This is a genomic window from Phenylobacterium sp. (assembly GCF_031425575.1).
Classification (GTDB): Bacteria; Pseudomonadota; Alphaproteobacteria; order Caulobacterales; family Caulobacteraceae; genus Phenylobacterium.
Genome location: NZ_JANPJP010000352.1, coordinates 32572 through 44800 on the forward strand (window position 1 = coordinate 32572; position 12229 = coordinate 44800).

The window sequence follows — 12229 nt, forward strand, 5'->3', positions numbered from 1 at the left end:
ATATTACTGATGATGAGGTCTCTGCGGCGATATTGCGGCGACTTACGGCTCAAGACGTGACCATCCGTTCAGGTCGCCCCCCTCTGGCTGGATGGTCGACCTATTTCGCCCATTGGCCGGCCGAGAGCCCTTTTCTGCGCGTGGCGCGCAAGGCCCTCACCAGCGTTGTCAGCCCAAGCTTCAGTCAGCGCGAACCGGCGCACGGCGCCGCAACGCTTGAGAAGCGGACCCAATCCACCTGAAATTGCATCCACCAACACAAGGTTGATTGGGGGCCGATACGGGGTGGCTTTTTCTGGTACGGTTTCAGATTAGATTCAGTTAATATTCCCGCAAGGCGGGTAAATTGCAGTTAATGTGGATTTTGATTTGGAATAATTGAGAGCTGCATCTAGTCGTTCGCCCGACATATTCGTGTAACAGCCCGCTGAGCGGGCCGATTCTGTTAAGGGCAAATTTCTATGAGCGAACTGATCACAAACGGCGGATTCAGCACGGGCTCTTTCGCGGGATGGACCGCGACCAGCAACCAAGCCAATCCGTATCAGGCCTCGTTCGGTGGGAGCGGCAATACTGATATCGAGTATTCCACGTCAGGCCAGCCGGCCTGGTTCCTGCGCAATGTCGCCGGCGGCGCCGCCACCCCAATCAGCGGCTTCACGGCCTTCAACGGCTTCGACGGCAGCCCTGGCCAATTCAAGCTGTCCCAGACGATCCACATCGAGGAGACGGTGTCCTCGGCGATCCTGAAGTTCGATTTCGCCTCCACCACCAGCTACAGCGGCGCGGTTCGCACCTTCGACGTCCTGCTCACCCAGGGCGGCGCCACGAAGGCCAGCTTCTATCATTTTGTGGCTCCGTTCCGGGATTCCGCCTGGAGCCCCGTCACCCAGGTGTCGCTGGACATCGGCGCGACCCTGAATGCGCTCAGCGCGGGCGACTACCAATTGACCTTCGTCGAGATCATCCCCGCCAACTTCACCGGCCCTGGCGCCTTTGGCCTGGACAACATCTCGCTCAACGCCACCTTCGGCCCCAGCAACATGGCGCCGGTCGCCGTCGCTGACGCCTTCGCGGCGGCTGAGGATGGCGCGGCGGTGACGCTGAACGTCCTGGCCAACGACACCGACGCCAACGCCGGCGACACCAAGACCCTGGTCTCGGTCGACACGGCCGGCACGATCGGGGCGGCGACCGCCAACGCCGACGGAACCGTCAGCTACAATCCGGGCGCCAACTTCCAAGCGCTGAAAGCCGGCGAAACGGCCACCGACACCTTCAGCTACACCATGAAAGACACGGCGGGCCTGACGAGCACCACCACCGTCACCATGACTGTCACCGGCGTCAACGACGGCGTTGTGGCCGTGGCCGACAGTAGCGCGGCGACCGAGGATGGCGCGGCCGTGACGCTCAACGTCCTGGCCAACGACACCGATGTTGACGCTGGCGACACCAAGACCCTGGTCTCGGTCGATACGGCCGGCACGATCGGGGCGGCGACCGCCAACGCCGACGGAACCGTCAGCTACGCCACCGGCTCGGCCTTCCAATCGCTGAGCGCCGGCGCGACGGCCACCGACACCTTCGCCTACACGGTCCGCGATTCCGCCGGCGCCGAGAGCACCGCCTCGGTGACCATGACCATCACCGGCGTCAATGACGGCGTTGTGGCCGTGGCCGACAGCGGCGCGGCGACCGAGGATGGCGCGGCCGTGACGCTCAACGTCCTGGCCAACGACACCGATGTTGACGCCGGCGACACCAAGACCCTGGTCTCGGTCGGTACGGCCGGCACGATCTGGGCGGCGACCGCCAACGCCGACGGAACCGTCAGCTACGCCATCGGCTCGGCCTTCCAATCGCTGAGCGCCGGCGCGACGGCCACCGACACCTTCGCCTACACGGTCCGCGACTCCGCCGGCGCCGAGAGCACCGCCTCGGTGACCATGACCATCACCGGCGTCAACGACGGGCCCGTCGCCCTGGCCGACGCGGGCTCGGTTTTGGAAGACCAGTCGCTGACCTTGGACGTCCTGGCCAATGACACCGATATTGACGCTGGCGACGCCAAGACCCTGGTGTCCGTCTCCACCACCACCAGCGGCGCCAGTGTCGCCATCGTCGATGGCAAGGTGGTCTATACCGCCGACGCCGACAGCCAGGACCTGCTGACCGCCGGTCAGACAGTCGCCGACAGCTTCACCTATGTGATGGCCGACACCGCAGGCGCCACCAGCACCGCGACGGTCAGCGTGACGGTTGGCGGCGTCGCCAACGGGGCCAATATCCTGGGCACGGTGAAGTCCGACGCCCTGTCGGGAACCGAGGCTGACGAGCGTATCGAGGGCGGCAACGGCGACGACACCGTCAACGGCGCCGGCGGGGCCGACAACCTCTTTGGCGGCAACGGCGGTGACCAGCTGTTCGGCGGGGCGGGCATCGACCAACTCTCCGGCGAGAATGGCTCCGACACCCTCTCAGGCGGGGCCGGCAATGACATCCTGACGGGCGGGAACGGTCCTGACCGGTTCGTCTTCGGCGCTGGTTTTGGCAACGACACGATCACCGACTTCAAGGCGCAGAACGACAGCATCCAGATCGACCACACACTGGTGGGCGGCTTTGGGGACTTGATGAGCCACGCCTCCCAGGTCGGGAGCTCGGTGGTGATCGCGTTGGACGCCGCCCACTCGATCACCCTGCAGGGCGTCAACTTGGCCAGCCTGAGCAGCGGCGACTTCGTCTTCTCCTGAGGACGCCAGACGGGGCGGCCTTGCGGCCGCCCCGCTACCTATCGCGATAGCGGACTTGCCCTGCCGGAGGATCGGTGGGGGATCGGACGACTCCCCGTCTCGGAGCGTGGCCACGCTGACGCCGGCCGTGGCGCAAGGCCCATTTCGTGGCCATCTGCGCGAGACAGCGTCCAATAGCTCCTGTGAAATTCGGGTTGAACGGGGACAGTCGCACTAGGCCTGGGAGCCTATGGCCAAGCTGCGCGTTGAGGGTGAGGCGCTCCTATTCAAGGGCGCATCATTTCTCTCAGTCCCACGCCGCGTTGCAGCAGAGCTCCCCAGTCCGAAGCATGTGCATCGTCCCGACTCCTGCGCTCGAAAAGGTAGAACTCATGTTGTCGCTGAAATCCTTAACCGCCGCCGCCGCCTTCGCCCTAGCTCTGTCGCCGGCTCCCGCGGCCCTGGCGCAGAGCAGCAATCAGGAGCGCTTTGGCCAGGTGCTCGAGGCCTTGCTCGGTCAAGGCACCTCTCTGGACGCCCGGTGGCAGCGTGGCGAAAGGCCGTTGAGCACCGCTCAGGGTCAGTTTCAGGCGCGGCTCGATGGCGATGTCCGCGCCGGCGCCTTGTCCACGGGCTCCGCCAACCGCCTGAGGGCGGACTTCTCGAACCTCGTCATGCTCGAGAACCAGTATGCGGCTGATGGGCGCTTCACGGCGCAGGAACGCGCCGACCTGGGCGAACGCTATGGCGCCATCACACAGCGGCTCAGCCAGCCCGGTGAGGCTTACGAGGACACCGGCACGAGCGTCGCAGACGGTCGTGCGGATTTTGAGTCCAGAGTAAACGCCGCCGTCGCCACCCGACGCATGACGCGCACCCAGGCCACGCGGCTACGCGCGGACTATCAGGCCCTGATCCAGTTTGAAGCCGCCATCGCGCGCGACGGCATCAGCGCCCGGGAGCGGGAAGACCTCGACGCGCGTCTGGACGCTCTGGACGAGCGCCTTGGCGACGGCCCCCAGGCTCCCATCCCGGCGATGAGCCCGCGCGTCCGTCTGGCTGAGATCCTCACCGCCGTGGCCGCCAATGAGCGATCAGGCGCCATCACGCGGCGAGAGGCGTTGGACATCCGTGAGACGCACGGCGATCTCGCCCGCCTTGAAGCCGCCTACGCTCGCATGACGATGTCGGCCGATGACAGCACATACCTGCTGCGCCGGATCGGAGAGCTGGAAGCACGCGCTCGCATCAGCCGTCGGTGAACCTGGCGGCGCCCCGCGGTTGAGCCCTATCGCGTCGTTGGAGAGGCGGAGTGACATCCGTCTCTTCCATGGCCGCTGACCCGCAGATGTCCCCGCCAAGGCCGGCGCAGCCAGGGGTCTGGCCGCCGGAACGGAGCCGCGGCGTTTGGCGTTGGTGCGGGACCGGTTCGTCCGGAATGCTCAACGCCAACCGGGGCGGCTCGCCGCCGCCTTGGTCAACACCGCCAGAGACCGCCAATGCTGATCCGAGCCGGCTACCGCATCGGGTTCGACTGCCTGAACCCCATGCCCATCCACCTGTTGCTGAGCGTCCATCCCGATCGCCGGGGTGACCTGGTGACAGACGACAAGCTGCGCACCGACGCCGGGGCCGAAGTCACCCGGGAACAGGACGCGCTCGGGAACCTGGCCACCCGCGTCCTGGCGCCCGCCGGGCCCATCACCTTCTCCGCCGAGTTCGTGGTTCGCGACAGCGGCCTGCGGGACCGGCAGGCGCCGGGCGCCGGGCAGCTTCCGGTGGAGGCCCTGCCGGTCGAGGCCCTGCCCTATCTGCTGCCCAGCCGCTACTGCGAGACCGATCGGCTCGGCGACCTGGCCTGGCGCACCTTTGGCGGTGTCGCGCCGGGCTGGGCGCGCGTCCAGGCGATCTGCGACTATGTCCACGACCGCATCACCTTCGGCTATCACAACGCCCGGCCCACCCGCACCGCCGCGGAGGGCCATGAGGAGCAGGTCGGGGTGTGCCGGGACTTCGCCCACCTCGCCGTCACCCTGTGTCGCGCCATGAACATTCCGGCCCGCTACTGCACGGGCTATCTCGGCGATATCGGCGTGCCGGCGAGCACGGCGCCCATGGATTTCAGCGCCTGGTTCGAAGCCTATCTGGAAGGGGAGTGGTTCACCTTTGACGCCCGCCACAATATCCCGCGCATCGGGCGCGTGGTGGTCGCCCGAGGCCGCGACGCTGCCGACGTGGCGATCACCCACACCTTCGGCCAAGCCATACTGACCCGGTTCGAGGTCATCACCGAAGAGGTCGAGGCGACGGCGGCGGACACCAGCGAGGGCGCCGCGCGGATGGCGGTAGCCTGATATTCCGCCTCGCCGGACCCCGCTGCTGCTTTTTCTGCGCCCCCGGCCTCCAGGCGCACCCGCCACGCGCACCAAGGCTCGACCTGTTCCCGCGCGGCGGTAAAGTTCCCCACAAGGCTCCCGGGGTGGGCTAAGGCTGGGGGCCATCGCCAAGAGGAGACCAAGCTGTCGGTCATCGCCGCGCTGAACCACGTCACCCGGTATCGCTACGACGAACCGGTGGAACTCGGCCCTCACGTGGTGCGCCTGCGCCCCGCGCCCCACACCCGCACCTCGATCACCAGCTATTCGCTGAAGATCACGCCGGCGGCGCACTTCATCAACTGGCAGCAGGATCCCCACGGCAACTGGCTGGCGCGGGTGGTCTTCCCCCAACCGACCCGAGAGTGCAGCATCGAGGTGGATCTCACCGCCGAGATGACGGTGGTCAATCCCTTCGACTTCTTCGTCGAACCCTATGCCGAGACCCTGCCCTTCGCCTATCCGCCGGATCTCGCCCAGGACCTGGCGCCCTATCTGGTGGCCGACGACGGGGGCCCGCTGCTGGACGCCGAGGTCGCCGATCTTCGCCCGGCCGGCCAGGGGACGGTCAACTTCATCGTCGGGTTGAACGCCAAGATCCAGCGCGCCGTCTCCTACGTGGTGCGCATGGAGCCGGGGGTGCAGAGTCCCGACGCCACCTTGTCCCTCGGGTCGGGTTCCTGCCGCGACAGCGCCTGGCTGCTGGTCCAGGTTCTGCGCCGCCTGGGCCTGGCCGCCCGGTTCGTCTCCGGCTACCTGCTGCAGTTGAAGGCCGACATCGATCCGGTCTCAGGGGCCCAGGGGACCCAGACCGATTTCACCGACCTGCACGCCTGGGCCGAGGTCTATATTCCCGGGGCGGGTTGGATTGGCCTCGACGCCACCTCCGGCCTGCTCACCGGCGAAGGCCACATCCCGCTCGCGGCCTCGCCGCACTACAATTCCGCCGCGGCGATCACCGGGGGCGCGAGCCGGCCCGCCGACCACTTCGACTTCGCGATGAGCGTCACGCGAATCGTCGAGCCGATCCGCATCACCCGTCCCTTCGAGGAGACGGACTGGAGCGCCCTGGACGCCCTGGGGGACCGGGTCGAGGCAGACCTGCAGAGCCAGGACGTGCGCCTGACCATGGGAGGCGAGCCGACCTTCGTATCCATCGACGACTTCGAATCCGCCGAGTGGAACATCGACGCCTCCGGCCCCACCAAGCCGATCATCGCCGAGCAGCTGCTGCTGCGGCTGCGCGAACGGTTCGGGACCGGCGGGATGCTCCACTATGGGCAGGGCAAGTGGTATCCGGGGGAACCCCTGCCGCGCTGGGCCCTGGGGCTCTACTGGCGCCGCGACGGCCTGTCGATCTGGCGCGACGGCGAAACGGTCGGCGAGACACATCGTTCGGCCTCCGTGGCCGACGCCCGGGGCCTGATCCAACGCCTGGCGCATCGTCTCGGGATCGATCCGGGCCTGATCCTGCCCGCCCGCGAAGATCCGCTGCTGACGATCAAGACCGAGGCCGACCTGCCGGCAAATGTCGAGCTCACCGATCATGAGCTGGACGGGACCGACAGCCGCGCCCGCCTGCGTCGCAATCTGGAGGGCGGCCCCTCCAAGACCGTGGGCTATGTCCTGCCCCTGCGTCGCGCCGCGGCCAAGGCCGAGGGCGGCGGCTGGCTGAGCGAAGCCTGGGTGTTCCGCCGGGAACGCCTGTATCTGATCGGCGGCGACAGTCCCATGGGCCTGCGGCTGCCGCTGGACAGCCTTCCGGAGGTCGATCCCAAGGACTATCCGCGGATCGTAGCGCGCGATCCCTACGAAGAGCGCGCGCCCCTGCCCGACTACGGGTCGCTGGACCTGCCGGACATGATCCCGCCCCGGCCCGCGGGCAAGGGCAAGACGCCCATCGTGCGCACCGCCATCACGGTCGAACCCCGGGGCGGCCACCTCTATGTCTTCATGCCGCCGCTGGCGCGGGCCGAGGACTACCTCGAACTGGTGGCGCAGCTGGACGCCGCGGCCCAGGACCTGTCGCTTCGCCTTGAAGGCTATCCGCCGCCGGCCGATCCCCGCCTGGACGTGTTGAAGGTCACGCCCGACCCGGGGGTGATCGAGGTCAATGTCCAGCCGGCCGCCACCTGGCGCGAGGCCGTGGAGGTCACCACCGGGGTCTATGAGGACGCCCGCGCCTGCCGCCTGGGCGCCGACAAGTTCATGACCGACGGCCGGCACGCCGGCACAGGCGGGGGGGCCCATGTCGTGGTGGGCGGCGCCACCCCCGATGACTCGCCCTTCCTGCGCCGCCCCGACGTCCTGAAGAGCCTGCTCATCTATTGGCAGCGCCATCCGGCCCTGTCCTACCTGTTCTCCGGACTGTTCGTCGGCCCGACCAGCCAGGCGCCGCGGGTCGACGAGGCGCGCCACGACGCGCTCTATGAACTCGACATCGCGCTCGCCGCCATCCCGGCGCCGGGCAAGAAGACTCCAGCCCCCTGGCTGGTGGACCGCCTGCTGCGCAATCTGCTCGCCGACGTCGGCGGCAACACCCACCGCAGCGAAATCTGCATCGACAAGCTCTACTCGCCCGACGGTCCGACCGGCCGGCTGGGGCTGCTGGAGTTCCGCGGCTTCGAGATGCCGCCGGACGCCCGGATGAGCCTGGCCCAGCACCTCCTGATCCGCGCCCTGATCGCCTGGTTCTGGCGCGAACCCCAGACCGGGCGCCTGGTGCGCTGGGGCACGGCGCTGCACGACCGCTTCATGCTGCCTCACTTCGTCTGGAGCGACTTCCAGGCGGTCCTGGCTGACCTCGGCGGCGCGGGCTACGACTTCGACCCGCGCTGGTACGAGGCCCAGCGGGCCTTCCGATTCCCGGTTCACGGCCAGGTCCGGTATGGCGACGTCAGCCTGGAACTGCGCCATGCGCTGGAGCCCTGGCATGTGATGGGGGAGGAGAGTTCGGGCTCCGGGACCGTGCGGTTCGTGGACTCCTCGGTCGAGCGGATGCAGGTGATGGCCGACGGCTTCATCCCCGAGCGGCACATCATCACCTGCAACGGCCGGGCCCTGCCGATGACGCCGACCGGGGTGTCGCTGCAGGCGGTGGCCGGGGTCCGCTACAAGGCCTGGAAGCTGCGCAGCGGACTGCACCCCACCCTGCCGGTGAACGCGCCCCTGACCTTCGACATTCTGGACCGGGCCAACAACCGGTCGCTGGGCGGCTGCGTCTATCATGTCGCCCACCCTGGCGGCCGGAACTATGATACCTTCCCGGTCAACGCCTACGAAGCCCAGGCAAGGCGTCGGGCGCGCTTCGAGATGCAGGGTCACAGTCCAGGCGTTCGACGCCTGCCTGCCGACGAACGGAGCGACGAGTTTCCCATGACGCTGGACCTGAGGACGACGGGTGGCCGCTGACACCACCACCGCCGATCGACGGCAGGAGCATCTGGAGCCCACGGCCGCACGCCGGCTGTCGGGCTGGCTGAAGGGCTACAAACCCCTGACCGGCATTCCCGACGAGCTGTTCGACGCCCTGGGCCGCCCGCGCGACCATTGGCTGAGCCTGCTGGGGGACTTCGCGGAGTATCCGGAGGGGGAGTTCAATAGCCGGTTTGGCCTGGCCACCCGGCACATCCGCGACACCGGGGTCTCCTACCGCATCTATGGGGAAGAGAACGAGCGTAGCTGGCCGCTCAATCCCCTGCCCCTGATCCTGGGACAGAAAAAGTGGAACGAGATCGCGCTGGGGGTGACCCAGCGGGCGAGGCTGATCGAGGCGTTGCTGGGCGACATCTATGGCGAGGCCAGCCTCGTCGCCGATGGCTCCCTGCCGGCGGCGGCCCTGACGGGCAGCGTCGACTTCGTGCGCGCCATGCGCGGCGTCAGCCCGCCCGGTGGGCGTCACCTGCAGATCTACGCCGCCGACCTCGGACGGGGCCCGGACGGCCGCTGGTGGGTGCTGGACGACCGCACCCAGGCGCCCTCCGGGGCCGGCTACGCCCTGGAGAACCGGCTGGTGCTCAGTCGCGCCTATCCCACCCTCTACAACGCCATGAATGTGGAGCGCCTGGCGCCCTTCTTCGACGCGTTCCGCAGGGGCTTGGCGGCCGCCGCCGACCGCTCCGACCCCCGCATCTGCCTGCTCAGCCCCGGACCCTTCAGCGAGACCTATTTCGAGCAGGCTCACCTGGCCCGCTACCTCGGCTTCCTGCTGGTGGAGGGCGACGACCTGGTGGCCCGCGACGGCCGCGTCTACGTGCGCACCATCGCCGGGCTCAAGCGCGCCGATGTGATCCTGCGCCGCGTCGACGCCGATTTCCTCGATCCCCTGGAGCTCAACAGCGCCTCGCGCCTGGGCACGCCGGGCATGCTGGAGGCGATCCGCTCCGGCGGGGTGGTGGTGCTCAACATGCCGGGCTCGGGGGTGGCGGAGTCCAAGGCCCTGCTGGGCTTCATGCCCTTACTGAGCCGCCGGCTGCTGGGCGAGGAGCTTCGCCTGCCCAATGTGGCCACCTGGTGGTGCGGCCAGCCGCGCGAGCGCGAGATGGTCGTGGCCAACCTCGACCGCTTGGCCATCGCGCCGGCCTTCAATTCGCGCCCCGACACCGGTGGGCTGACCCGGCCGCAGCTGGTCGCCGACATGACGCCGGAGGCGCGCGCCGTCCTGCTGGCCCAACTTCGCGACCGGCCGGGCGACTTTGTCGGGCAGGAGGTGGTGCGGCTTTCGACGATGCCGGTGCTCCGCGACGGCCGGCTCGAGCCAGCCCCCTTCGTGCTGCGGGTCTACGCGGCGTGGACGCCGGAAGGCTGGAAGGTCATGCCCGGCGGCTTCTGCCGCACCTCCGAGCGCCTGGACGTCCGCGCGATCTCCATGGGCGAGGACGCCTGCACCGCCGACGTCTGGGTCATGGACGACAAGCCGGTGGAGCGCATGACGCTCATGGCCAGCAAGGACGAGGTGAAGGTCCGGCGGATCCTGGGACATCTGCCCAGTCGCGCGGCCGACAACCTGTTCTGGCTCGGCCGATATCTGGAGCGCGCGGAGGCCACCCTGCGCCTGGCCCGCAGCCTCTGCACCAGCCTGATGGATTCCGAGACCGCCCTGCACACCACGGGCGAGACCCTGGCCTGCCTTCAGAAGCTGCTGATCGAATGGGGCGCCCTCGACGAGGAGGCGCTTGGGGCGCCGGCCCTGGCGGCGGCGCGCAACGCCCTCCACGACCAGAAGGCCTATGGCTCGGTGATCTATCTGGTGCGCGCCGCCCAGCGCGCCGCCGCCAGCATGCGCGAGCGTCTGTCGGTGGACTTCTGGGCCCTGCTGCTGAACCTCGAGAAGGAACTGGCGGAAGGCGCGCAGAACCCACTGTCCGAAGCCGAGGCCCTGCAGCAGATCGAAAGCGCCCTGCAGCTGGTCGCGGCCCTTTCGGGCCTGTCGCAGGAAAATATGAACCGTGTGGCCGGCTGGCGGTTCTACGACATGGGCCGCCGGATCGAGCGCGGCATCAACACCTGCCGCCTGGCCCACACCCTGGCGCCCGACGACGCCACCACCGATGACCTGGACCTCTTGCTCGACCTCGCCGACAGCCAGATCACCTACCGAGCCCGCTACCTGGTGGGCCTGGCCTTGACGCCGGTGCGCGACATGCTGCTCCTCGACCCGTACAACACCCGGTCGCTGGCCTTCCAGGCGCAGACGCTGAAGGACCACCTGGCGGTCCTGCCCTCCCTGCTGGAGGACGGCATGCTGGAGGAACCCAGCCGCATCCTGCTGCCGTTGGCCACCGAGATCGAGACCGCCGACGCCCGCAACCTCACCACCGCCAAGATGCAGGCCTTCGAGCGCGCGCTCATGGACCTCTCCGGCGCGGTGGCCGACCGTTACTTCCTGCAGGGCGCGAATGCGGTCCCCACCCTGAAACTGTCGGCCTTGGCGTGATCTACGGCCTGCGCCATCGGACCACCTACACCTACGAAGACCCGGTGACCTTCGCCCGCTGCGTGCTGCGCCTCACCCCGCAGTCCTCAGCCTCCCAAACCGTGCTGCGCAGCACGACCTCGGTCACCCCCGAGCCGTCCACCAGCCAGGAAGGGATCGGGCCCTTCGGCGAGAAGACCCTGACCGTGGTCCTCGACCATCCGCACCGTGAATTGATCATCGAGGGCCGCTCCCGCATCGATGTCCACGCGCCGCCCCCGCCCGAACCGGCGGCCACGCCGGCCTGGTCGCTGATCCGGGACCAGGCCTACAGGAGCCGCGCCCTCACCCCCGATGGCCCGGCGACCTTCCTCTATCCAACCCGCCGCACCCCCATCACCCCGGCGATCACCGAGTATGCCCGCGAGAGCTTCCCGGCCGGCCGGCCCATCCTGGAGGCCGCGGCCGAGTTGATGACCCGGATGCACGCGGAGTTCGTCTACGACCCGGAAGCCACGACGGTCTCGACCCCTGCTCCCGAGGCCTTCGCCGCCCGCCACGGGGTCTGCCAGGACTTCGCCCACATCATGATCGCGGGCCTGCGCGGCCTGGGCCTGCCGGCCGCCTATGTCAGCGGCTATCTGCGAACGATCCCACCCCCCGGCCGTCCCCGGCTGGAGGGCGCCGACGCCACCCACGCCTGGGTCTCGCTCTGGTGTGGGGACCTGGTCGGCTGGATCGGCCTGGATCCCACCAACGCGATTCTCGCCGAGAACGATCACATTGTGCTGGCGGTGGGCCGCGACTATTCCGACGTCGCGCCGATCGACGGCATCATCCTGGCCCCAGGGGTCCAGACGCTGAAGGTCGAGGTGGACGTCGCGCCGGAAACCGAGGCCATCGCGCCCCTTCACCCCTGATGCCCGCCTCGAGCTGCGTTAAGTCCAGCCGTCACCGATGTCGCACAAATGCCACGCGCTCGCACCCGATAATGCGAACCGGTCGCAATTGTGTTGATAATGCGAATTCCTCCTCACCCGCCCTGCGTCGGTGATCTATGCCGCCCACCGACTGATCCGGCGGGCGCCGCCCACAGGCGGATCAGTCAGCGGCGATGAGGATGAAGCTGACATTGTCCGGCGCCTGACGGGCCAGGGTCGTGGTCAGCAGCCAGTCGGCCGAGCCGGCCAGGTCGTGGCGGTCGA

6 protein-coding genes are annotated in these 12229 nt (G+C 68.4%); all 6 read left to right on the forward strand.

The window, feature by feature from the left end; translation table 11 throughout:
- Positions 1-461: 461 nt before the first annotated feature.
- Positions 462-2756, forward strand: a complete 2295-nt coding sequence (locus tag RMO97_RS19510) for an Ig-like domain-containing protein (protein ID WP_310542667.1) — start codon at positions 462-464, stop codon at positions 2754-2756.
- A gap of 371 nt (positions 2757-3127) precedes the next feature.
- On the forward strand, positions 3128-3997 hold the full coding sequence (locus RMO97_RS19515; protein WP_310542668.1) for a hypothetical protein: 870 nt from the start codon (positions 3128-3130) through the stop codon (positions 3995-3997).
- 237 nt (positions 3998-4234) lie between these two features.
- Complete coding sequence (locus RMO97_RS19520) at positions 4235-5089, forward strand: transglutaminase family protein (protein WP_310542669.1); 855 nt, start codon at positions 4235-4237, stop codon at positions 5087-5089.
- Positions 5090-5272: 183 nt separating this feature from the next.
- A complete protein-coding gene (locus RMO97_RS19525; protein WP_310542673.1) occupies positions 5273-8521 on the forward strand; it encodes a transglutaminase family protein in 3249 nt (1082 codons plus the stop codon).
- Positions 8511-11045 (forward strand): circularly permuted type 2 ATP-grasp protein, encoded by a 2535-nt coding sequence (locus tag RMO97_RS19530; protein WP_310542670.1) that lies wholly within the window; start codon positions 8511-8513, stop codon positions 11043-11045. Before RMO97_RS19525 ends, RMO97_RS19530 begins: the two co-directional genes overlap by 11 nt.
- The gene (locus RMO97_RS19535) at positions 11042-11944 is read left to right on the forward strand and encodes a transglutaminase family protein (protein ID WP_310542671.1); all 903 of its coding nucleotides are present in this window, start codon (positions 11042-11044) and stop codon (positions 11942-11944) included. The genes RMO97_RS19530 and RMO97_RS19535 overlap by 4 nt, the downstream gene beginning before the upstream one ends.
- The last annotated feature ends 285 nt before the right edge of the window (positions 11945-12229 follow it).

What these genes read in the sequence shown, in the direction of transcription:
- RMO97_RS19510 (WP_310542667.1), top strand. Translation starts at nt 462, where the DNA reads ATGAGCGAACTGATCACAAACGGCGGATTCAGCACGGGCTCTTTCGCG.
- RMO97_RS19520 (WP_310542669.1), top strand. Translation starts at nt 4,235, where the DNA reads ATGCTGATCCGAGCCGGCTACCGCATCGGGTTCGACTGCCTGAACCCC.
- RMO97_RS19515 (WP_310542668.1), top strand. Translation starts at nt 3,128, where the DNA reads ATGTTGTCGCTGAAATCCTTAACCGCCGCCGCCGCCTTCGCCCTAGCT.